This is a genomic window from Streptomyces sp. NPDC048415 (assembly GCF_040651675.1).
GTDB lineage: Bacteria > Actinomycetota > Actinomycetes > Streptomycetales > Streptomycetaceae > Streptomyces.
In genome coordinates this window covers 16045-37336 of the sequence record NZ_JBEZKJ010000062.1, presented here as the reverse complement: position 1 = coordinate 37336, position 21292 = coordinate 16045, and the positions used below count along the sequence as shown (strand labels likewise).

Annotated in this window: 18 protein-coding genes and 1 pseudogene; 5 read left to right on the top strand and 14 right to left on the bottom strand. The window is 68.8% G+C overall.

The genetic code is table 11. The annotated features are described in order from the left end of the window. Window positions 1-138: 138 nt before the first annotated feature. The 4 genes and pseudogenes from AB0D27_RS31240 to AB0D27_RS31225 all read right to left on the bottom strand — a co-directional run. Window positions 139-663 carry a hypothetical protein gene (locus tag AB0D27_RS31240; protein ID WP_362515499.1) on the bottom strand — a complete coding sequence of 175 codons (525 nt, stop codon included), beginning with the start codon at window positions 661-663 and terminating at the stop codon, window positions 139-141. Window positions 664-890: 227 nt separating this feature from the next. Further along, window positions 891-1256, bottom strand: coding sequence for a DUF1707 domain-containing protein (locus AB0D27_RS31235; RefSeq protein WP_362515497.1), 366 nt, complete (start codon window positions 1254-1256; stop codon window positions 891-893). Further along, complete coding sequence (locus AB0D27_RS31230; RefSeq protein WP_362515495.1) at window positions 1249-1788, bottom strand: winged helix-turn-helix domain-containing protein; 540 nt, start codon at window positions 1786-1788, stop codon at window positions 1249-1251. Before AB0D27_RS31230 ends, AB0D27_RS31235 begins: the two co-directional genes overlap by 8 nt. A 183-nt stretch (window positions 1789-1971) precedes the next feature. Further along, a pseudogene (locus AB0D27_RS31225) lies at window positions 1972-2227 on the bottom strand (Tn3 family transposase); the annotation flags it as partial. A gap of 133 nt (window positions 2228-2360) precedes the next feature. Here AB0D27_RS31225 and AB0D27_RS31220 point away from each other — a divergent pair. Beyond that, window positions 2361-2843, top strand: a complete 483-nt coding sequence (locus AB0D27_RS31220; RefSeq protein WP_362515493.1) for an ATP-binding protein — start codon at window positions 2361-2363, stop codon at window positions 2841-2843. A gap of 96 nt (window positions 2844-2939) precedes the next feature. Here AB0D27_RS31220 and AB0D27_RS31215 read toward each other — a convergent pair whose 3' ends face one another. Both AB0D27_RS31215 and AB0D27_RS31210 read right to left on the bottom strand, forming a co-directional pair. Beyond that, on the bottom strand, window positions 2940-3308 hold the full coding sequence (locus tag AB0D27_RS31215; RefSeq protein ID WP_362515492.1) for a hypothetical protein: 369 nt from the start codon (window positions 3306-3308) through the stop codon (window positions 2940-2942). After that, window positions 3305-3472 (bottom strand): hypothetical protein, encoded by a 168-nt coding sequence (locus AB0D27_RS31210; RefSeq protein WP_362515490.1) that lies wholly within the window; start codon window positions 3470-3472, stop codon window positions 3305-3307. The genes AB0D27_RS31215 and AB0D27_RS31210 overlap by 4 nt, the downstream gene beginning before the upstream one ends. A 379-nt stretch (window positions 3473-3851) precedes the next feature. Between AB0D27_RS31210 and AB0D27_RS31205 the strand changes: the two genes are divergently transcribed. From AB0D27_RS31205 to AB0D27_RS31190, 4 genes are all read left to right on the top strand, one after another. Then, complete coding sequence (locus AB0D27_RS31205) at window positions 3852-4376, top strand: hypothetical protein (protein WP_362515488.1); 525 nt, start codon at window positions 3852-3854, stop codon at window positions 4374-4376. Window positions 4377-4455: 79 nt separating this feature from the next. After that, window positions 4456-5301, top strand: a complete 846-nt coding sequence (locus tag AB0D27_RS31200; protein ID WP_362515487.1) for a DUF4097 family beta strand repeat-containing protein — start codon at window positions 4456-4458, stop codon at window positions 5299-5301. 60 nt (window positions 5302-5361) lie between these two features. Next, window positions 5362-6354, top strand: coding sequence for an ATP-binding cassette domain-containing protein (locus AB0D27_RS31195; protein ID WP_362515485.1), 993 nt, complete (start codon window positions 5362-5364; stop codon window positions 6352-6354). Then, the gene (locus AB0D27_RS31190) at window positions 6351-7142 is read left to right on the top strand and encodes an ABC transporter permease (protein ID WP_362515483.1); all 792 of its coding nucleotides are present in this window, start codon (window positions 6351-6353) and stop codon (window positions 7140-7142) included. Before AB0D27_RS31195 ends, AB0D27_RS31190 begins: the two co-directional genes overlap by 4 nt. Window positions 7143-7632: 490 nt before the next feature. Here the strand turns inward: AB0D27_RS31190 and AB0D27_RS31185 are convergent, their stop codons facing one another. The 8 genes from AB0D27_RS31185 to AB0D27_RS31150 all read right to left on the bottom strand — a co-directional run bounded on the left by AB0D27_RS31185 (window position 7633) and on the right by AB0D27_RS31150 (window position 21287). Next, window positions 7633-9438, bottom strand: coding sequence for an RICIN domain-containing protein (locus AB0D27_RS31185; protein ID WP_362515481.1), 1806 nt, complete (start codon window positions 9436-9438; stop codon window positions 7633-7635). Window positions 9439-9476: 38 nt separating this feature from the next. Next, complete coding sequence (locus AB0D27_RS31180; RefSeq protein ID WP_362515479.1) at window positions 9477-11657, bottom strand: beta-galactosidase; 2181 nt, start codon at window positions 11655-11657, stop codon at window positions 9477-9479. A gap of 47 nt (window positions 11658-11704) precedes the next feature. Further along, window positions 11705-12613 carry a carbohydrate ABC transporter permease gene (locus tag AB0D27_RS31175; protein WP_362515513.1) on the bottom strand — a complete coding sequence of 303 codons (909 nt, stop codon included), beginning with the start codon at window positions 12611-12613 and terminating at the stop codon, window positions 11705-11707. A 62-nt stretch (window positions 12614-12675) separates the two neighbouring features. Then, window positions 12676-13617, bottom strand: a complete 942-nt coding sequence (locus AB0D27_RS31170; protein WP_362515477.1) for a sugar ABC transporter permease — start codon at window positions 13615-13617, stop codon at window positions 12676-12678. A 1-nt stretch (window position 13618) separates the two neighbouring features. Further along, entirely contained in the window at window positions 13619-15010 is a 1392-nt protein-coding gene (locus AB0D27_RS31165) for an extracellular solute-binding protein (RefSeq protein ID WP_362515476.1), read from the bottom strand. A 370-nt stretch (window positions 15011-15380) separates the two neighbouring features. After that, window positions 15381-16523: a LacI family DNA-binding transcriptional regulator gene (locus AB0D27_RS31160; protein ID WP_362515475.1), complete on the bottom strand. Its 1143-nt coding sequence runs from the start codon at window positions 16521-16523 to the stop codon at window positions 15381-15383. A gap of 977 nt (window positions 16524-17500) precedes the next feature. Further along, complete coding sequence (gene helR / locus AB0D27_RS31155) at window positions 17501-19654, bottom strand: RNA polymerase recycling motor ATPase HelR (protein ID WP_362515473.1); 2154 nt, start codon at window positions 19652-19654, stop codon at window positions 17501-17503. Window positions 19655-20435: 781 nt separating this feature from the next. Next, window positions 20436-21287: a LysR substrate-binding domain-containing protein gene (locus tag AB0D27_RS31150; protein WP_362515471.1), complete on the bottom strand. Its 852-nt coding sequence runs from the start codon at window positions 21285-21287 to the stop codon at window positions 20436-20438. Window positions 21288-21292: the final 5 nt, after the last annotated feature.

Below are 21292 nucleotides of genomic sequence, written 5' to 3'. Positions count from 1 at the left end.
GACAAGGCCGCTCACCACTGCTGTGGGCTCTCATCCGTCATCAACGGACCTTCGCCGCCCAGCCACCTCAGCACCGTCTCGCTGCCGGCTAATCCTTATGTCGTGAACGGATCCTGCGGTCCGCCACCATGAGGCAGTTCAGTCCTTGAAGAGAGGATCGTAGGGCTCGCTCTCCGGCGTGAAGACCAGGACGAAGTCCTTTCCGATTCCGAGCGCCACCTCCCGCAAGCGGGCCAAGACGTCCCCTTCAGCAGCAGGGGCAAGGCCAAGGGCTGCGGCGGCACGGTCCCGTCGGGGCACAAGATCTGGCATGTCCTCCAGGTACTCAGCCGCGAGCTGGTGGCTTTCCTCCGCGGTGAACATTCGGCAGACGCGCCACCATGGGGCGACCAGCAGGAGCCGCAGGAATTCGGGCAGGCCAATCGCAACGAGCGCCGCACCTCCTTCGGAGTCCGCATACAGGACAGGACGTTCCTCGCCACCTTCGCCGCAGAAGAAGTAGGTGCCCCCGGCGCCGTCGCCGGCGAACCCCTCCAGCGCGGCGCCCGAGGCGAGGTGGACATCCTCGACATGGTCTCTTCGGTCCAGGTCGAAATCGCCCGGCCAAGCGAGGAAACGTGCAGCTTCGTCATGCTCGCGGACGGCAGTGATCAACGATTTCATGCGCGGAACCTTACGCCCCACCCGTTGACACATCATTGGGAATCAGTCAGACCAATACGAGGGAGGTGGCCTCCGCGGACGCGATGAACTCACGGCCTCAAGTCCGAACCCAGCGGCCACGATGAACTGAGACACCGGCCCCGATCTGTCTCACCGCACAATGCGTCATGCCCGCTCAGAGCACTGACCGAGAGCTAGATCCAATGAGACGGGACACCATACGTGGGTCACGTCTCGTTGCCGTTTGCCAGGGCCCGAAGCTGTGAGCCTCTTCGCCGTGCCGCGCGTTGGGAGACGAGCCAGTAGACGAGCGCCGCAGGTGGTGAGCAGCACAGCAGGATGATCAGCAGGTGGGAGTCGATTACATTGGCGGGTCGCCCAGGCTCTTCCGCCTCGCCCGGCAGGTCCCTCAAGAGGGCATCGAGTTGCTCGCGGGTGCGCGCTTCGTAGGCCACGACGACGCGTTCTTCAAATTCGGGCAGTGTCAGTCGACCAACCGCGTAGTGATGTTGCAGCTGCGCCTCGACGCGGTCGCGCTCGGCGTTCGAGGCTCGTATCGGCGCGCTGGGCGTGTGCTCCTCGCTGTCATTCATGACGACCTCTCAGGCATGCTGTGGCGTCCGGGGATGGACGGTCTTGCAGGTCGACGAGCGCGATAACTACCCGTGTCCAGACGCCGGGGGTGTCGCGGTCCCCGAATTGGGTGGCGAGGCGTGCGATGTGTTCACGCAGTTCGGCGAGCGCCTCGTCGGTCAGCCGCAGCGCACCGCGGTGAACGTCGACCTCTCGGCGGCCGCCGGCCTGCTTGGACCGGTAGGCGGCGTTGATGTCGGCTCGGGCGGCGTCCAGCATCGAGCCGAGGAACTCGGCCATTTCTTCCGGGCTCGCGGCATCACTGGGGGGTTCTGTGACCGCGGGGGCATAGACCCGCTCGACTTTGCCGCGGGCTAGCGGCCGGTATTCGGCAATCTCGATCAGCCCGGCCCGTTCGAGCTGTCCCAGGTGGTAGTAGAGCCGGTCAGCCGGAAGCTCGGCGCGGTCGGCAAGCTCACGTGCGGACTGCGGCATCTCCCAGAGCGCCTCCAGGAGCCGGATGCGCAGGGGATCAGCAAGCGCCTTGTGCACACCGTGCCACCGCCGAGGCGACGCACCGTCTCTCTGTGTGCTCATCGACTGGCCCCGTTCATTGCATCAATCTCTACTGGTTGGAAAATCTTACAACCAGTAGGAGAATGTGGCCAGTTGGGCATTCATGGACGCCCCGGCGGGCGCGGCTTCGGGCTGACAGTCGCCCGCCAGTGGGTGTGATCAGTCCTCCTCGTCCTCGTCGAGTTCGGGGGCGTCCGGGTCGCGCAGTGGGCGCAGGCCCCCGCCGGCCGGGGGTGGAGGCGGTGAAGCTGTAGCGGCCCAGGACGTTGAGGTTGCGGTGCTTGAGCGGGGAGAGCCGGGCGACGTCCTCGTCCCGGATCTCGTGGCCTTCGGCGCGGAGCTGGGCGACGGCGTCGTCGATGTACCGGGTGGTCCAGAGCACCACAGCGTTGAGGACCAGGCCGAGCGCGCCGAGCGCCGAGCCCGGCCCTGACGATCACTGCTAAGCGGTTGATTTCGCCAGTCCGAACGAGGACCTGACGGATACTTGTCAGATGTTTGGATCAAGGGCCTCTTGGGTCAACACCACGCACGATTGGGCTGGCACCGTGGACGCGGGCCATCTCACTCAGATCCGTCAGGAACCAGCACAGTTCGCTCCGGGCGGGCCGGGACACCTTGTTCTTGAGATCGTTGCTTATGCCGCTGACGAGGCAGCGAGCCGGGGCGGCGGACGATGCGTGGTCACGCTGCATACCGACGACTCTGCGTCGGTGAAGGATGACGGACGAGGCACCGACACTCGGGTCGACGAGCATGGCCGGGTGGTGAAGAAGCCGGTCATGGCGACGAAGGACCTTCGGTTCTTCGACCTCCCAGAGGCGGAACGGCTCCCAGATGGACATCCGCGTCGCGGCATGTCCGTCGTCGCAGCGCTTAGCGAGTGGCTGATTCATACCAACCGCCGTATCAATGGATCCTGGAGCCAGCGTTATGAGCGCGGCGTCCCAGTGACCGATCTGGAGCCCGTCGAGGCCGACGGGACCACGGGGACATGCGTCCGCTTCCTGCCAGACGGAGCCCTGTGCTAACGGTGGTCGTTGACCGCGGGTGATCTGGCGCGGTGGTCCGAGCACTGGCCCGACCTGACTGTCCACCTCGAAGATCAGCGCGACGTCGTGGACCGGTCAGATCCGTGACCGCGGGGCTTCATGACCGAATTGCACCTTCTCGTTCGCCTTCGCCTCAGCCACCAAGTCCTTGAGCGTCTTCCGCCCGGCCGGCCCCGGGTCGAGAAGGTGCTCGTCGCGGCGCGCGGCAAGTGGGAGCGGACGCTCGACCTTCCGCGCCCGGCACTCCACCAGCAGGGCCTCGCGCTGCCGGTCCTCCACCAACTCGACCGGACAGACCTCCGCGGCCAGCCACTCGGCCGGCGCCTTCTCGTACGCGACCGTCGACGGCCGGAACTTCAACGCCTCGCGGATCTGCTTGCGGTCGTACTCGGCAGTCCGGCCAACCAGCGTGTACTTCGCGAAGTCGGTGGCCGGGACCTTCACCAGGCCGACGACGCCACCGCGGCCGACGGGACCTCTTCCAGCAGGTCAGGGAACCGGCCCTCCAGCTCGAAGAACTTCAGCAACAGGCTGAAGCCGAGCCGGGTCGCCCCGCTCTTGTTCGCCACCAGGTCCCAGTCGCCGTCAACCAGCGTCCAACTCGCCAACAGCTCCTCTGGCGACCGCTCTTAACGCACACCCGCCCCTTTGGTCTCGATCATTCGACCAGGCCAACGACGGTCATCAGGGCAGGGAGACGGGCACGCCACGCTACCCGCGACCTACTCTGCGGCTGGTGTCTGAGCTAGGACTCCCGGGCCTTAACGCTAAACACTTGATCCTGAGCGGTTGAGAGGACGCCCGGCCGGCCCCGCGCGACACCGCTTGACGCCACCCCGCGACAACTTGGCGCCGTAACCCCATCAAACCTCGCTAGGCCACTGACCTGCAATAACGGACCGACCTGCCATCCCGGAGCCCCACCCCGCGCCACATATCGCACCTTCGGGCTTGTCGATGGTGCCATGGTGGTGCCACTATGGCGTCATGGACCTCACGCCGTACGTCGAAACACTCCGCAGGGAACTGGCGGTGGCCGCCGAAGCCGGGGGTGACGAAGCCCGCGAGCTCGCCGAGCGGCTGACCGCGCCGCTGGAGTCGGCCACCCGCCTGACCCTGCTCAATGTGCTGTCCGCCGCCACGGACGAGATCACCCGTGAAATCGCCCCCGGCTCGGTCGACGTACGACTGCGTGGCCTCGACCCCGACTTCGTGGTGGTGCTGCCGCAGCACGAGGACCGGACCGAACCGCTCGACGCACCGGCGCCCGCACCGGCGCCGGTCCCCGCCGACACGGACGAGGGCGGCACCGCCCGCGTCAATCTGCGCCTGCCCGCCCACCTCAAGACCCGCGCCGAGGAGGCGGCGGGCAGCGAGGGCCTGTCGGTCAACGCATGGCTCGTACGCGCCGTATCGGCCGCGGTCGACACGAGCGGCGCCGCCACCCCCCGTACGCCCGAGAAGACCAGGACCATCGGCCACGGCCAGAGCTTCACGGGCTGGGTGCACTGACCAGCCCCTCGGACCGACTTCACCCACACCACGTCCCACCAGCGGGGACGCCACGAACACCCAAGAGGACGGGACAGCCATGCCTTCGTTCGACACTCCTCAGCCGATCTCGGTCAACGCCCACGTGGACGCGGGATCCATCCAGTTCGCCGCGGCCGACCGCACCGACACCGTCGTGGACGTAGCTCCCCGCGACCCGAAGAAGGACCAGGACGTGCGGGCCGCGGAGCAGACCGAAGTCACATACTCGGGCGGCAGGCTGCATATCAGGACGCCCAAGCAGCGCTACCTCTTCGGGCGCACCGGCACCGTCGACGTCACCGTCGAACTGCCCGCGGGCTCCCAGGTGGAGGCGACCGGCGGGTGGGCCGAGGTGCGCGGCGACGGGCGCCTCGGCGAGGTCCGCGTGAAGACCTCGTCGGGCGACGTCCGCCTCGACACGACCGGCCCGCTGCACCTGACCGCGTCCCACGGGTCCATCACCGTGGACCGCGTCGAAGGCCCCGCCGAGATCACCACCAGCTCCGGCAGCATGCGCGTCGGCACGGTCACGGGCGTCGCCGTCCTGAAGAACTCGCACGGAACCACCAGCGTCAGCGACGTCACCGGTGACCTGCGGGTCAGCGGCGCCAACGGCGACATCATCATCGAGCGCGCCCAGGCCTCCGTCGTGGCCACCACCGCGAACGGCACGGTGCGTGTCGCCGAAGTCACCCGCGGGACCGTCCAGTTGGAGACCGCCTACGGAGCCATCGAGGTGGGCGTGCGCGAGGGCACCGCCGCCTGGCTCGACATCAGCTCGGGCTCCGGGCGCGTGCACAACTCGCTGACCGCGTCCGAGAGCCCGGAGAAGTCCGAGGACACCGTCGAGGTCCGCGCCCGTACGCGCTACGGAAACATCGACGTTCGCCGCGCCCGCGCCTGAGAGTCCACCGTTCACTCCATTCCAGCCTTCGATCGGGAGGGCCCCGTGCCTTCATCTGTCATGCCCACGCCCAGGCGCGGCAACGACCAGGAGCCGCCCGCCGCCGTCTCCACCGTCGGCCTGCGCAAGTCCTACGGCGACAAGGTCGTCCTCGACGGGATCGACCTGCGCATCCCGGCAGGCACCGTCTTCGCGCTGCTCGGGCCGAACGGCGCCGGCAAGACCACCGTCGTCAAGATCCTCTCCACTCTCATCACCGCCGACGCCGGCTCCGGCGACATCCGCGTCGGCGGCCACGACCTGGCCGCCGACCCGCAGGCCGTGCGCGCCGCGATCGGCGTCACCGGGCAGTTCTCCGCGGTCGACAACCTGATCACCGGCGAGGAGAACATGCTCCTCATGGCGGACCTGCATCACCTCTCCCGCAGCGAGGGCCGCCGCACCGCCGCCGAACTGCTCGAGCGCTTCGACCTGGTGGAGGCCGCGAAGAAGCCCGCCTCCACCTACTCCGGCGGCATGAAGCGCCGCCTCGACATCGCCATGACGCTGGTCGGCAACCCGCGGATCATCTTCCTCGACGAGCCGACCACCGGCCTCGACCCGCGCAGCCGCCACAACATGTGGGGGATCATCCGCGAGCTCGTCGCCGGCGGCGTCACGGTCTTCCTCACCACCCAGTATCTGGACGAGGCCGACGAGCTCGCCGACCGCATCGCGGTGCTGAGCGACGGCAGGATCGCCGCCGAGGGCACCGCCGACGAGCTGAAGCGACTCATCCCGGGCGGGCACGTGCGGCTGCGGTTCTCCGACCCGTCCGCGTACCAGTCCGCCGCCGTAGCCCTGCGCGAGGTGACCAGGGACGACGAGGCGCTGTCGCTGCAGATCCCCAGCGGCGGCAGCCAGCGCGAGCTGGCCTCCATCCTCGACCGGCTGGACTCGGCCGGCATCGAGGCGGACGAGCTGACCGTGCACACCCCCGACCTCGACGACGTGTTCTTCGCCCTGACCGGCGGCGCCGCCGTCCCCAACCAGCCCAAGGAGACCGTCCGATGAGCGCCCTCTCCCTCGCCGTACGCGACTCGTCCACGATGCTCCGCCGCAACCTCCTGCACGCGCGGCGCTATCCGTCCCTCACCCTGAACCTGCTGCTCACCCCGGTCATGCTGCTGTTGCTCTTCGTCTACGTCTTCGGCGACGTGATGAGCGCGGGCATCGGCGGCGGCGGTGCGGACCGCTCCGAGTACATCGCGTACATCGTCCCGGGCATCCTGCTGATGACCATCGGCGGCACCGTGGTCGGGACCGCGGTGTCCGTCTCCAATGACATGACCGAGGGCATCATCGCCCGCTTCCGCACGATGGCGATCCACCGCGGTTCGGTGCTCGTCGGGCACGTCGTCGGCAGCGTGCTGCAGTCGATCATGAGCGTGGTCCTTGTGGGCGCCGTCGCCGTGGCCATCGGCTTCCGGTCCACGGATGCCGGCGTCCTGGAATGGCTGGCGGCGTTCGGGCTGCTCGTGCTCTTCGCCATGGCGCTCACCTGGGTCGCGGTCGGCATGGGCCTGATCAGCCCGAACGCCGAGGCCGCCAGCAACAACGCGCTGCCGATGATCCTGCTGCCGCTCCTCTCCAGCGCCTTCGTCCCGGTCGACGCGATGCCGGGCTGGTTCCAGCCGATCGCCGAGTACCAGCCGTTCACCCCGGCCATCGAGACGCTGCGGGGGCTGCTGCTCGGCAGCGAGATCGGCAACAACGGGTGGATCACGATCGTCTGGTGCCTGGGTCTCGCGGTGCTCGGATACTTCTGGTCGACCTCGAAGTTCAACCGCGACCCGAAGTAACCGCCATGACGGCGCGGGCTGCCTGCCTCCCGCAGCTCGTCCCGCCCCAGGGCGGCGTACTCCGACACCGCGTCGGCGTACGCCGCCCTGTCGGCGTCCTCGGCCGCCCGCCGAGCCCGGGCCGCGGACATCGTCGGCTGGAACTCGCACCGCACCCGCAGCCGTCCGGCCGGCGCGAGCAACTCAGGAGAGCACCGCCAGGTCGGCGTAGCCGTGCAGCATGAGGCCTCGCCCGGAGCGAACGCCCACTACCGGCGCCGACGCGAACGGGGCCTTCGCGACGGCTGGAACCCCTCCGCTTCCGCCCTCTGTGCGATCTCCACATCGATCCCCACCGATGCGCCGCAGCCAACGCGTCCAGCAACTGTTCGTCGCCGGCGGAGTCGTGGACCGAGGCTGCGGTGACGCGAACGGCCGGCCAGGACCAGTCCGTTCCTGGCGATCAGATGGGCCGATCGCTCGTCCGCGTCAGGTCGCCGAAGGCCGGAGCCTATTGGATGAGCTTCCACTCCTGCGAGCCGTCCCCGACCGTGTTCTGCAGGGTGAGCGGCGCCCCGTCGGACGCACCGGTCAAGTACAGGCTCGTGTTCTTGACCGACTGCAGTTCGTAGAATCCGTTGGCGGTCTCGATGAGGTTCCAGCTGCCCGTCGGGCTGTTGTCGACCCACTGGCCGACCCGCTGGCCGACCGTCGCGTTCCCCGTCCAGATGGCTGCCGCGCGGCCGCCCGACTTGTTCAGCAGCGTCGTGCCGCCCTTCGGCTCGGTCACCACGTGCCAGTACTGGGTGTCCGTGTTCGCCGCCGATCCGGGGTCCTCCAGGCGGACGTCGGGAACGTCTCCGTTACCGATGTTCGCGTCGTTGGTCTTGTCCCCGGTGCCGATCACCTGGTGGGTCTTGCGGTTCACCAGCTGGTAGTAGGGGCCGTCCGAGTGGCCGAGATCGACCTCGGCGTAGGCGATCGTCGATGTGCCCTGGTTGCGGAGTATCGCGATGCGGCCGGTGCCCTGGACGTACTGCAGGTTGCGGCTGTAGCCGGGCCCCAGGGGCGTCTGGTACTCCTTCCACACGCCGTCGCTGCGTCCGCTCTCGTTGACCCAGACGTTGCCACTGCCGCTGGCGTTGTAGACCAGGCGCCCGTCGGGAAGCCATATGACGACCGGACTGCCGCCGGTCGCGAGAGGGCGGGAACCGGGGTCCACCGGCAGCGAGGTGATGGCCTCACCGGTCGGGGAGCCGCGGTAGAACTTCAACGGGTCATCGGCGATCGTGTACCTGGTGTTGGTTCCGCCGCCCCAGTACTCGAAGGTGAGGAGCCACGTGCCGTCCGTCGTCCGCACGACGTTCGTCATGCCCGGCCGTCCGCCTCCGATCTCCGTCTTGCCGCCTCCCATGCTCTGGGTCAGTCCCGCGACGTCGACCACGGGCTTGCTCCACTGCGCACTGCGGCCGTTCCAGGTCTTGTGGGCGAGGATCTGGCCGTGCGAATCCGCGGCGGTGTCGTTCGCCGGGTCCAGTTTCGGGACGCCTGTGACCGGATCGAAGCCGATGTAGTCGTTTTCGTCCGAGTAGAAGCAGACGAGCTTGCCCTTGTAGACCATCAGGTACGGCTCCCAGAGGGGATCCACCTGCTTGTGCGTGTTCGCGCCTGCGATGTTCTGGCCGACCGCGCCCGCGCTGCCGCCCTGCCAGCCGCCGGTCGCGATGATGTTGACGACGTTCCACGTCACCCCCTCGTCGGTGCTGGAGAACAGGGCGATCGCCAGGTCACTGCGGTCTCCGTCGTTGGACGGCGTCCAGTTCGGGTCGGCTGCCTTGTGCTCTCGGTAGTAGTAGTCGTCGCCCGACACGACACTCGCCAGGAGCAGCGTGCCCGCCTTGAGCTTCCCGACGTCCTGCGGAAGCACATAGAGATACGGGTTCGTCCAGTTGCTCGTGTACTTCGCGTACCGGGGCTCGTTCGAGAGGTACGCCGGGGCCTTGACCTCTGACAGCTGCTGCCAAGTCGTTCCGTGGTCGTCGCTCTTGTAGACCGGGAGGGTCTGTCTGTCGGCGCTTCCCGTCTCCGGCACGACAGTGGCCTTCTCGAACGATGCGACCAGACGTCCGCTCGGCAACTGTGCCGACTTCGGGTAGATCGCGCAGTTGCCCCGCCCCTTCAGGCACGGTTCGTTTCCGAGCTGGTACAGGATCCCGCCCGTCGGGTCGTATGCCTGCGCACTGGCCATGGGTACCGCCAGCATCGCTGATGCCGCGATGAAGGTTCCCAGTGCCTTTCCCAGGCTTCTTCTCTGCATAGCCCCTCCTTCGGGGATGACCATGGTGGTGTTCGGGTTCACGAGCGGTTGCCTGCTTCGGGGGTCAGGGCGCCGTCGGTGTCGGCGTTGACGAGCACGCGTACGTCCCACGGGCCGAGGTCCAGAGCTGCCCCCACGGGCAGAGAGGTGCCGTTGATGGCGTCGCGGAGATCCACCGGGGCGGGCACGCTCACGGGCTCCCAGCTCCAGTTGTGGATGATGTGGACGCGGCGATCGTCTTGGGACCTGCCGGTCGTCGCGGTGACGGATGCGGGGAGGTCCCGCCAAGCGCCGTGGGCGGCCGGTGCGATCCAGACGGCCAGTGCCCGGGCGAGCTCGCGGCCGGGCACGGTGCCGACGTACGTGACGCGGCCGGCACCATGGCGGCGGGTGGTGACCGCGGGCCAGCGGCCGAAGTGCGGGTGGTCGTAGGCGGCGAGCACGTCCGCGTCGGTGACGGTGAGACCGTCGGCCCAGCGCGTCGCCGTCGCGTTCTGCGGCAGCTTCAGCGGGCTGCCGGGCGCGGTGCGCAACGGGATGTCACGTAGGAGATTGCTGAACTCGTCGTACTGGACGCCTGCCGCTTCCACCAGCCGCCCGGGGGCCGGTTCATGTCGGGCCCGGGCTTCGTGGTCGGCGTAGCCGGTGCGGGGGCCGAGGACCAGGTGGCCGCCGGCGTGGGCGTAGGCCGCCAGCCAGTCGAGGGTCGCATCGGCGGCGACGTACAACGCCGGTACGACCAGGGTGGGATGGCGGCGGACGGCCTCCTCGGGCGTCAGACCCTCCCGCTCCCCGCGCGGGTCGTGCAGCTGGCGGGCGTGGACGATGCGCACCTGGCGGCCGGCGTCGAAGGCGCCACGGTAGAAGGGGTCGAAGATGCGGTGGTACGCCGCCGGATCGGGCTCGCCGTTCGGCTTGGCCAGCGGCGGGTACTTCTGCATGAGCCACTTGCTGGGCGTCGAGTAGACCATCGCGATGTCGGCGTCCGGTTCGAGCCCGGCGACGAGCGAGCCGGCGGCCCCGAACTCCCCTCCCACGCGGGCGAGTTCGGAGTAGGTGCGGCCGGGCTGTCCGGTGTGTGGCAGGACGCCGCCCCAGTAGGTCTCCGCGCCGAAGTGCAGCGTGTGCCAGTGCCAGTACTCGATCATGCGGGCGCCACGCGCGACGAGTGCCCAAGCGGCCTGCCGCCACTGGCCGTCGTAGGCGGGGCGGTTGTGCCACGGCTCGCCGATGGAGCCGGCGTTGGTCTCTGTGACCAGGAACGGTTCCTGGCGCGAGGAGAACATCCAGTCCGCGGTCTGGTACAGCGCCCAGACGCCGGTGGTCCTCCACTTCTGCTCGTGGTCGTCTGCCGTGGGGTCGGGGAGCAGGAGCCCGTCCTGCATGTCGTAGTACGGGTTGCCGGAGGCGATGTCGAGGCGGTCGGTCAGCTCGTCGTCCTCAACCGCCGGGCGGCTGTAGGAGATGCAGGTGGTGACGAACTGCTCGGGCCCGGCGTACTCGCGGACGATGTCGGCCTGCCAGCCGATGAACTCGGTGACCTGTCGGGCCTGGAACTCCCGCCAGGCGACGTCGTATTGAGGCTGCGCGTTGCCGTCCGGCGACCACAGGTCCGCCCACGTCGACAGCCGGTGCGACCAATACACCAGGCCCCACTCGCGATTGAGGCTCTCGACATCGCCGTACTTGTCGCGCAGGTGGTCCACGAAGCGCTGGAAGACGCCGTGATTGTGGAAGAGTTCCAGGCCCGGTTCGTTGTCGACCTGGAAGCCGACGACCGCCGGGTGATCGGCGTACCGGGCGACGATCCTGCGGATGATCCGCTCGGCGTGGAACCGGAAGGCGGGGTGGGTGAAGTCGACCTCCTGGCGGGCGCCCCAGCCGATGCGCTCGCCGGTGCGCCGCTCGCCCGTGATCTCCGGGTACTGGCGGGCCAGCCATGGCGGTACCGCGTACGTGGGCGTCCCGAGGACGACGGAGATGCCCCGTTCGTGGGCGCCGTCCAGCACCGGCTGGAGCCAGTCGAGGTCGAAGCGCCCGCTCGTAGGCTCCCAGGTCGACCACACCGACTCGCCGACCCGGATGACGGTGACATGCGCGTCGGCCATCAGGTCGAGGTCGGTCTTGAGGCGTTCGTCGGGCCGTTCGGTGCCGTAGGGGGGCCGGTACTCGTGGTAGTACGCGGCGCCGAACAGGACGCGGTCAGGCAGGGCCGCCATGAAGGAAACCTCCGAGGAAAGGGGGAGTGGTGCGAGGGCTGCGTGCCTTACTGCTTGACGCCGCCGGTGGCCAGACCGCTCTGCCAGTACCGCTGCAGCAGCAGGAAGGCCACGACGAGGGGAAGAACCGAGATCAGGGAGCCGGTCACGACGAGCGCGAGCATGTCGCTGCCGGCGCCCGCCCCGCCGTTCTGCGCCTGTGCGGCCCAGGAGGAGAGGCCGACCGTGATCGGGTACAGATTCGGGTCGTTGAGCATGATCAGCGGCAGGAAGTAGTTGTTCCAGGTCGCCACGAGCGTGAACAGCAGGACCGTCACCAGGCCGGGGCCGAGCAGCCGCAGGGCGATCCGGAAGAAGATCCGAACCTCGCCGGCGCCGTCGATGCGGGCGGCCTCGAGGATGCTGTCGGGGACGGCGTCCTGCGCGTAGATGCGCATGAGGTACAGGCCGAACGGGTTGACGAGCGAGGGCAGGATGACCGCCCAAGGGGTGTTGACCAGGCCCGCCTTCGCGAAGAGCAGGTACGTCGGGATCGCCAGCGCGGTGGTCGGGACCATGACGGCGCCGAGTACGAGGTTGAAGGCGGCCCGGTGGCCGCGGAAGCGGAACTTGGCGAACCCGTACCCGCCGGCGGCCGCGAGCAGCGCGGCGCCGAGCGCGCTGACGACGGCGTACATCACCGTGTTGAGCAGCCAGTGCACGAAGACCCCGTCGTCCTGGGTGAAGGTCTCCTTGACGTTGGTCAGCAACTGCGGGGCGTGCGAGAACCACAGGCCGAAGCTGTTGAACAGGTCCTGGGTGCTCTTGGTCGAGGCGATCAGCAGCCAGAACAGCGGCAGGAGGAAGTACGCCAGGGCGGCCAGCATGGCGATCGTCAGCGGGGTGCTGCGGCGGGCCGGGAGTCGGCGCCCTTTCTTCGCAGGAGTGGTGTGAACCGGCTCCGGCGTCGGAGCGATCGAGGCCGTGGGGGATGGGGGTCCCCCCTGTACGAGCGAAGCCGAGAACTCGGGGGAGGTCGTCACGGGGTTCTCCTGCGGTTCGCGGTGAGCAGGACGGCGTAGGAGGCGATCACAATGACGAGACCGAGGAGGAAGGACACCGTGGCCGCGTAGTTGACCTGCTGGCCGGTGAAGGCGAGGGAGTAGGCGTAGAGGTTGGCGGTGTAGGAGCTGTTGATGACGTCCGGGGCGATGCGCATCAGCAGGTTCGGCTCGTTGAACAGCTGGAAGCTGCCGATGACGGAGAACAGCAGGGTGAGCACAAGCGTCGGCCGAAGTGCCGGCAGCTTGATGGACCAGGCGATCCGCCAGGCGCCTGCCCCGTCCGTCGAGGCCGCCTCGTACAACTCCTGGGGGATGGTCCGCAGGGCGGCATACAGGATGATCATGTTGTAGCCGACGAACTCCCAGGTCACGATGTTCGCCAGGCTGCCGAGCATCCAGCCGTCGCTGAGGAAGTGGGGGGCCGGCAGGTCCAGCTTCCGGCTCAGCTGCGCGAACGGGCCGAAGTCCGGCCCGTAGAGGTAGCCCCACATCAGCGCGGCTACCACGCTCGGGACGGCGTACGGGACGAAGATGCCCAACCGGATCACCCGGGCCAGTCGCAGCAGCCCGCTGTCGAGCGCGAGGGCGAACAACAGCGCCAACAGCAGCATCACGGGGACCTGGATCACGAAGAACAGTGCGACGCGTCCGACGCCGTGGATAAGAAGCGGGTCGCCCAGGGCCTGGACGTAGTTGTCGAGCCCGACGAAGGCCGTCCCCCCGACGAGGCGTTCCTGGAACAGACTGAGGTAGGCGGCGTATCCGAGGGGAGCGAGGAAGAGCAGGAGGAACAGCGTCAGGAACGGGGCGACGAACAGCGGCCCTGCCGATCGCTGGCGGCGCACGCCACCGGCCCGCAGGCGTGTCGGCCCGTCCCGGCGCCGGCCTTTGGGGGAGGCCGCGGTGGTGGCAGCCATCTCAACTCCCCTTGACGGTGAAGCCCTGGTTCTTGGCGTACGTGGTGAGCCGCGACTGCCAGGTGCCGAGGGCGCGGACGGTGTCCGTCCTGTCCGCGAGGGACTTGCCGACCGTCTCGGTCCAGTCCGTCGCCGCCTGGTCGAGGAACGGCGGCCACTGGAAGGAGGAGTTGACCGTGGAACTGATGTCGGCGAAGACCTGATTGACCTTCTGGCCGCCGTAGAAGGCGGGGGCGTCTGCGACGAACTCCGAGTCCGTGAGCACGGCCTTGGTCGCCGGGAAGAAGAACTGCTCGGTGGCGAACATCCTGGCGCTGGCCGGGTCACTGTTGAGGAACTGTGCGAACTGGGCTGCCGCGATGGGGTTCTTGGTGGAGCGGATGACCGCGGTGGTCGAGCCGCCCCAGTTGCCCGAGCTCGGCTTGGCGGCGTCCCACTGCGGCAGCGGGGCCGCCCGCCACTTGCCCGCGGTGGCCTTGGCGGAACCGGACAGGAAGACCGGGCCCCAGGCGGCGGTGATCCAGGTGGCGTACTTGCCCTTGTTGAGCGCGGCGTACCAGGCGTCGGTGAAGTCCGGCTCGACGCCGATGACGCCCTCCTTCGCCAGCCCGCCCCAGTACTCGCCGAGCTTCTTGGAGGCCGCGTTGTCGACGCTGATGGTGATGTCGCTCTTGCCGGAGGTGACGTACGGCTTGGCGCCCGCCTGCCACAGCAGGCCGTGCCAGGCGGCGACCTGGTTGGCCGCGAGGTTGGTCAGGTAGACGTCGGGGTCGGCCTTGTGGAGCTTGCGCGCCGCAGCGGCGAACTCGTCCCAGGTCCCCGGCACTTCGATGCCGTGCCGGTCGAAGATGTCCTGCCGGTACAGCATGCCCATCGGGCCGGTGTCCTGCGGGATCGCCCAGACCTCGCCGTCGCTGCCGCTGACCTGGCCCCAGGTCCAGTCGACGAACCGCTCCTTGAGCGCGGAGGCGCCGTGCGGCCGTAGGTCCAGCAGGCTGCCCGTGATCGTGAAGGTCGGGATGGCCTGGTACTCGATCTGCACCATGTCCGGAGCGCCGCTGCCGGCCTTCAGTGCCGTACGCAGCTTGGTGTACTGCGGGGTGCCCTGGCCGGCGTTGACGATCTTGACTTTGATGGCCGGGTACTTCTTCTCGAAGAGCGCGACTTCCTTGTCGATGTTCGGGACCCAGGTCCAGAACGTCAGCTCGGTCGGCGTCTTCATCGCCTTGTCGATGTCGGCCCGGCTGACCGGCTTGGCGGAGGCGGACGAGCCGCTGGAGTCATCGCCGCCGCACGCGGTGAGGGCGGCGCTGAGCGACAGGGCGCCGGTCGCGGTGAGGAACAGCCGACGGCTCATCGGGGAAGGGCTGGGTATGGATGTGGTTCTGGGCATGGTGAACTCCCGCCGGTGGCGAAGGTGACGGCACGCCTGGCGAGGGCGTGCGCAGGCATGTCGGAGGAGAGGCGGGGACGCGACGACCGGGGCTTGAACGCCGACGTGGTCGGGTGCACGTCCTCGTGGACGGGGACCGGCGAGCGTCCACGTGTTGCGGAGGTGGAGGTCGCGGCCGCAGAGGAGGGGTGGCGAGGGGAGCAGAGGCAGGTGCGGAAACCTGGCTCAGGGTCCGCTGCGTTCAGGGGCGGCCCTGGGTCGCTCGTGCGACGGGGGCGTCCGGAGGGGCGTGAGCGCGAGCGGTACAGCGGCTCGGCGCGCCATCACGGGCCCGGTGATGAGGTACGTCGCCTGGGCTGAACCGTGTGGTTCAGTCGTGTGTGGACGGGCCTCCGTTCGGGAGTGTCGGTCTGTGCGTGCCCCCTCGGGGACGGGAGGCGGTACGCCGCCCGCGAGCCGGGGTCGTCCGGCTCGGCGGTGGCGCCGTCGAGGTGCGGATGATGAGGTCGACCGGTGGGTCGCTCGCCGTCAAGGGGTCCGAGTCCGGGTTCTCGATCGAATGCACCAGACGCTTGAGCCCCTCCTGCGCCACGGCGTCGAATGGTTGCCGCACCGTGGTGAGGGGAGGAGTCACGTAGGCGGCGACCGGAATGTCGTCGAAGCCGACGACACTGACGTCTTCCGGCACGCGCCGACCGGCCTCCGTCAGTGCACGGATCAGGCCGATCGCCATGTCGTCGTTGGCGGCGAAGACGGCGGTGACTCGACCGTCTTCGGCCAGCTCGCGTCCCGCCCTGTACCCGGACGCGGCCGACCAGTCGCCCTCGACGACCGGAGGCACGTCCCTTCCCTGTGCGGTCAGCGTCGTTCGCCATCCCTTCAGGCGGTCCCGGGCGGCGTACCACCGCTGCGGACCGGCCAGGTGATGGACCGTCACATGACCAAGAGCCAGGAGGTGTTCGGTGGCCGCGCGGGCCATCAGGTCGGCTCCGTCCCCTGCGGTCAGCATCATGGGCGCGGTGACAGGCGAGGGTGCGCCGAGGACGAGGACCGGCACGTCGACGAGGAGGGAAACGTCTCCTTCGCCTCCTTCCTCGTCGATCGGTTCGGAGATGACGATGCCATCCACGCCCTGGTCGAGGAGCGAGTTCACGGCACCGGCGATGCCCGCCGGGTCGCCCTCCATCGTGTTGACCACGCGGAGCGCGTAGCCCGTGTCCCGGACGACTCGCTCGACACCCATGAGGAGCGAGGCGGGTCCGTACAGGGCTGTCCCCAGCGTCACCACGCCGATCGAGCGGGTCCGCCCGGAAGCCAGCGCCCGGGCGGCGTTGTTGCGCCGGTAGCCGAGCTGCTCCGCGGCTTCGAGGACGCGTCGGCGCACTTCGGCGGAGACGTACGGCTCGTCGTTGAAGACCCTGGACACCGTCTTTTGCGAAACCTCAGCCAGGCGGGCCACGTCCACGCTGCGCGGCGCCGCGGAGTTCCCGCCCCGTCCTGTCCCTCGCGTCATGGTGTCTCCCGGTGACCGCACGATCGAGCCCGATGATGCCAGACAGACGCCGACTGACTGACAGCGCAGTCATGTCTGCGCTGTCATGTCTACGCAGTCATCAGGCCGTCGTCAAGAGATCGGAACGCATCCGTAACGCCGTGGACTGGTCCCGGGGCGCGGCACTGGCGGACCACAACTGGCTCTTGATGCCACTGGTGTGAACACTCACGTAATGCAAAGGGCTGGCGGGAAGGGGAGGGGAGCCGGGCGGGAGAGCGGCCCGCCGCCCGCCGGGCCGGTGTTGGGTCGCGCGCCGTACTTCCGCCGCCGCGCATGACGGGAGCATGAGGAGACCGCACCCCCGGACGTGGCCGAGGGGGAGCAGCTGCTGCCGCGACGTGGCCCCGACCGGTGAGGTCGCTCCGCGCCGGCGGGGGTCTCACCGGCGCCGAGCAGCATGACGACAGCGACGTACCGCGGCACATAAATCAGGTCTGACCTGGGAACCTTTGTCCAGGTGCGGTGCTGGCTGCTGACGGGCGGTCAGGCCACCTGCGGCACCGACGAAGCAGTACACCCTGGCACACGGCTTGTGCCAGTCCCGCCCAATGAACGGCCAGTCGGTTGACCGTCAATACCTACGAAGCGAGCCCCTTCTGCGAACAACCCCCGCGCGCAGGCGGGGACGACACTTCCTGACCTTGGGTGATGTTGACCTGTGGCGCGGATTTCATTCAGTCGCAGTTGAGGTAGATCGGCAGTACGGAACCCAAGCTACCTGGCCGACACTTGGCCGGGGCCACCGCAGTTGATCCAGCCGCGGACAGACTCCGCCCCGGAAAGCACCCTCAAGCCGCGGGAACTCAACGGACCGGGCCCGGCAGACGCCGATCGCCCCTGGAGCGCGGGGACGAGGACGAACGCCGCCATCCGACCAGCCGGCCGATCACCCGCACCGGGGGCCGGCCGGTCAGACAACGGAAGAGGGCACGACGTCAGGAGCTGGTGAGGATGACGAGTTGCTGGGTCGCCCGGGTCATCGCGACATAGTGGTCGACAGTTCCTTCGATGCTCTTGCCGAACGTCTCCGGGTCGATGAGGACGACCAGATCGAACTCGAGTCCCTTCGACAACTCCGGCCTCAGCGACCGGACGCGGGACGTCGCCCGGAACGTGGGATCGCCGATGACGCAGGCGATTCCCTCGGCATGTGTGGTGAGCCAGGTGTCGAGGACCGCGTTCAGATCCGCAACAGATCCGTGTACGACGGGGATGCCGCTGCTGCGGATGGAGGTCGGCACATTGGCGTCCGGGAGCACAGCGCGGATGACCAGCTCGGCTTCCGCCATGACCTCTTGCGGCGTGCGGTAGTTGATGCTCAGGGAGGCCACGGTGATCCGGTCGAGCCCGACCCGCTCGAGCCGTTCCCGCCACGACTCCGTGAACCCGTGCCTGGCCTGGGCGCGGTCACCGACAATGGTGAAGCTCCGGGACGGGCAGCGCAGCAGCAGCATCTGCCACTCGGCGTCGGTCAGTTCCTGAGCCTCGTCCACGATGATGTGCGCGAACGGGCCGGCGAGGAGGTCCGGTTCGGTGCCGGGCCGTGCGCTCTCGTCGATAAGGGTGTCCTGCAGGTCCTGTCCGCGCAGCATTCCCACCGCGCCTTCGCTCTCGTCGATCAGGATGTTCTGCAGCAGGCCGTCGATGGCGTCGGCCCTGCGCGCGCGTTCGGCGGCGACAGAGGCGTCGTGCCGACGCTTGCGCACGGACGCCTCCGGGTCGCCGAGCCGCTGCCGTGCCGCGTCCAGGAGCGGCAGGTCGGACACCGTCCAGGCCTGGGCGTCCTCACGCTGGAGTTTGCGAACGTCATCGGGGCCGAGCCAGGGAGCGCACTTGCGCAGGTAGGCGGGCACCGACCACAGATCCCCGACGACGTCACTCGCTTCGAGCATCGGCCACGCGCGGTTGAGGGTCCTGATCAGCTCTCGGTCCTGCAGCAGCGACCTCCTCAGCAGGTCGGGCGCGGCGTCACTGTCGTCCTTGTCCATCAGGATCGTGAGCAGTTCCTCCCGGATCTGGTCGCGCGCCTCGTTGTGCGGAGTACCTGGTTCCACGGCTTCGAACGCCGCCGCCCAGTCGTCGGCGCTCAGCCAGATGTCGGACCAGTGGCTCGAGACCGTCATTCCTTCGGTGGGCGGCTCCTCGTAGATGCCGACGGCCGGCTCGATCGCCTTCACCAGGTCCGCGGACGACTTCAGAAGGGCCACGGCCGGGTCGGTCTCGATCGCTGCTCCGGCTCCCTCGGTGACGAGGTCGCGCAGGGTGCAGGTCTGCACACCCTCCTCGCCGAGGCTGGGCAGGACATCGGCGACGTAGGCCAGATAGGGCTGGTGCGGCCCGACGAACAGCACGCCGCCCCGACGGTGACCGAGGCGAGGATCGGAGTAGAGGAGGTGGGCGGCGCGGTGCAGAGCGACGACGGTCTTGCCCGTACCCGGACCGCCGTCGACGACGAGAGCGCCGCGGGATCCCGCCCGGATGACGGCGTCCTGGTCGGCCTGGATGGTGGCGAGCACGTCGCGCATCCGAGCCGACCGGTTGCTGCCCAGGCTGGCGATGAACGCGGACTGGTCGTCGAGCGCGGCGTGCCCCTCGAGCCCGTCGGCGGTGAACACTTCGTCCCAGTAGTCGCTGATCCGGCCGCGGGTCCAGCGGTACCTGCGGCGGCTCGCCAGACCCATCGGGTTCGCGTGGGTCGCCGCGAAGAACGGCTCGGCCGCGGGGGAGCGCCAGTCGAGCAGCAGCCGACGCCCCGCGCTGTCGGTGAGGCCAAGGCGTCCGATGTACACGGGCTCGGGGTTGTCCGTATGGACGATGTGTCCCAGGCACAGGTCGAGACCGAAGCGACGCAAGGCGCGCAGGCGACCGGTCAGCCGGTGGATCTCCGTGTCCCGGTCCATCGCCTCCCGGCCGATGCCGCCGGGTGCCTTGCGCTCGGCCTCGAGGCGGTCGGACAGTTCGGCGATCGCCTGCTCGAGGCTCTCCGAGACGGCCGCGAAGTGCTGCTCGTCGCCGTCGATCAGCGCCGGGTCGGCCTTGGGGGAGAGGCGGTCGGGAAGCCCGAACGCGCTGGTGGTCAAGGGGTTCATGCCATCAGCTCCGGTCCGAGGTCGCCGCCGCGACGGCCGGCGGCGCGCACACCCGCATTTCGGTGCGGAGTTCCCGCACCCACAGTGCGCGTCCCACCACCGGCTCGACGTCACCGCACAACCCATAAAGCGACACCAACACACGCACTTCGCGAATCCCCCATTCCTGCAGCTTCTGACCTCGGCCCGCGATTCTGCCCCACCACCGGGGCCTTGCCGCAAGCCCCCCAACGCGCTATAAGTTGAAAGTGGCAAGGAGTGGGAACTCCTCTTTGCCCTCATCGTCCGCTCTCGACGGACAAGCCCTCCGCGCATCGGCGACGCGCCACGTACAGCGGTTCCGTCGGCCCATGAGGATCTCCTACCGGCCCCCATGCAGCCGCGGTACGAGAAGCTCTCTTCAGCCACGAAAAGCGCCTGCTCGAAGTACGGATCGCCTGGCGGACATCGCCCGGGGCTGCGACCTCGCCCGAGCCTTGAGCGGCCATCTGCTGCTCGAACGAGCAACTCCCGCATGGGGCGGAGACGACGACTTGGTCAGCCAGCCTGTGCCCGACTCCGAGCAACCCCCGCATGGGCGGGGACGACACTTGCTGAACTGCGGCGATGTGTTCATGTCGCCGTGAGCCCATAGCCATGGATCACGGATGACGAAGTGCGGGGGATGGTCGGGCCGGTTCTGCCGTCGTGGTGCGGGCAGTCTCGCGGCCCTGGGCCCGGGATTGGGATGTGGGGTTCGCAGATGTCGTACTGGTCGTACTCGGTGCCGCCGGTGAGGCGCTCAGTCGTGGTACGCGGCGGTCGCGATCTGGACGAACGAGCGGATCAGTGGATTCTTGTCGCCCTCTTTCCATGCCGCCACCACGCGGCTCGGCGGCATGTCGATCAGCGGCACGACGGTGAGCCCCTGTGCCGGCTCGTGGTCCAGGAGAGTCATGCCGACCGTGCCGTTCCAGAGAACGGCTTGCCGGCATTCCTGGACGGCGCGCACCACCGGACCCTCGCGAGGCTCGCCGCCGTTCCAGTACGACTGCCAGATGGGGTCGGTGCCCTCCGGAAACAGGAACCAGCGGCGGTCGGCCAGGTCGGCCAGCTTCAGGCTGTCCCGGCGGGCCAGCGGATCGTCGGCACGCAGCAGCGCCCCCACCGGGTCGGCGCGCAGCTCGTGCACGGTCAGGCCGGTCTCGTCGAACGGCCCGCGGGTCAGGGCGACGTCGACCAGGCCGGCGTGCAGCCCGCAGGTGGGATCGGTCAGGTCGGCCTCGCGAATGCGGACCTCAACGGGCGGGTGTCGCCGGTGGTAGGCGCTGGCCAGCCTGGCTGCGCCCGGGTCGGTGCTGTCCCCCAGGACACCGACGGTGATGGTCGCGCCGCCGACCGCCGTGGCCATGCGTACGCGTACCCGGTCGGCCTGGTCGAGCAGCGCGCGCGCCTCATTGAGCAGCACGGCCCCCACCGGAGTGAGCGTGACACCGGCGGACGAGCGGTCGAACAGCGCGGCACCGATCTCGGTCTCCAGCTGCTTGATCGCCCGGCTCAGTGGCGGCTGACTCATGTGCAGCCGGGCGGCGGCTCGGCCAAAGTGGAGTTCCTCGGCGACCGCCACAAAATAGCGCAGCGTGCGTAGCTCCATGGTGC

What these genes read in the sequence shown, in the direction of transcription:
- AB0D27_RS31205 (WP_362515488.1), top strand. Translation starts at nt 3,852, where the DNA reads ATGGACCTCACGCCGTACGTCGAAACACTCCGCAGGGAACTGGCGGTG.
- AB0D27_RS31150 (WP_362515471.1), bottom strand. Translation starts at nt 21,287, where the DNA reads ATGGAGCTACGCACGCTGCGCTATTTTGTGGCGGTCGCCGAGGAACTC.
- AB0D27_RS31195 (WP_362515485.1), top strand. Translation starts at nt 5,362, where the DNA reads ATGCCCACGCCCAGGCGCGGCAACGACCAGGAGCCGCCCGCCGCCGTC.
- AB0D27_RS31180 (WP_362515479.1), bottom strand. Translation starts at nt 11,657, where the DNA reads ATGGCGGCCCTGCCTGACCGCGTCCTGTTCGGCGCCGCGTACTACCAC.
- AB0D27_RS31235 (WP_362515497.1), bottom strand. Translation starts at nt 1,256, where the DNA reads ATGAATGACAGCGAGGAGCACACGCCCAGCGCGCCGATACGAGCCTCG.
- AB0D27_RS31200 (WP_362515487.1), top strand. Translation starts at nt 4,456, where the DNA reads ATGCCTTCGTTCGACACTCCTCAGCCGATCTCGGTCAACGCCCACGTG.
- AB0D27_RS31240 (WP_362515499.1), bottom strand. Translation starts at nt 663, where the DNA reads ATGAAATCGTTGATCACTGCCGTCCGCGAGCATGACGAAGCTGCACGT.
- AB0D27_RS31170 (WP_362515477.1), bottom strand. Translation starts at nt 13,617, where the DNA reads ATGGCTGCCACCACCGCGGCCTCCCCCAAAGGCCGGCGCCGGGACGGG.
- AB0D27_RS31165 (WP_362515476.1), bottom strand. Translation starts at nt 15,010, where the DNA reads ATGCCCAGAACCACATCCATACCCAGCCCTTCCCCGATGAGCCGTCGG.
- helR (WP_362515473.1), bottom strand. Translation starts at nt 19,654, where the DNA reads ATGAACCCCTTGACCACCAGCGCGTTCGGGCTTCCCGACCGCCTCTCC.
- AB0D27_RS31185 (WP_362515481.1), bottom strand. Translation starts at nt 9,438, where the DNA reads ATGCAGAGAAGAAGCCTGGGAAAGGCACTGGGAACCTTCATCGCGGCA.
- AB0D27_RS31160 (WP_362515475.1), bottom strand. Translation starts at nt 16,523, where the DNA reads ATGACGCGAGGGACAGGACGGGGCGGGAACTCCGCGGCGCCGCGCAGC.
- AB0D27_RS31190 (WP_362515483.1), top strand. Translation starts at nt 6,351, where the DNA reads ATGAGCGCCCTCTCCCTCGCCGTACGCGACTCGTCCACGATGCTCCGC.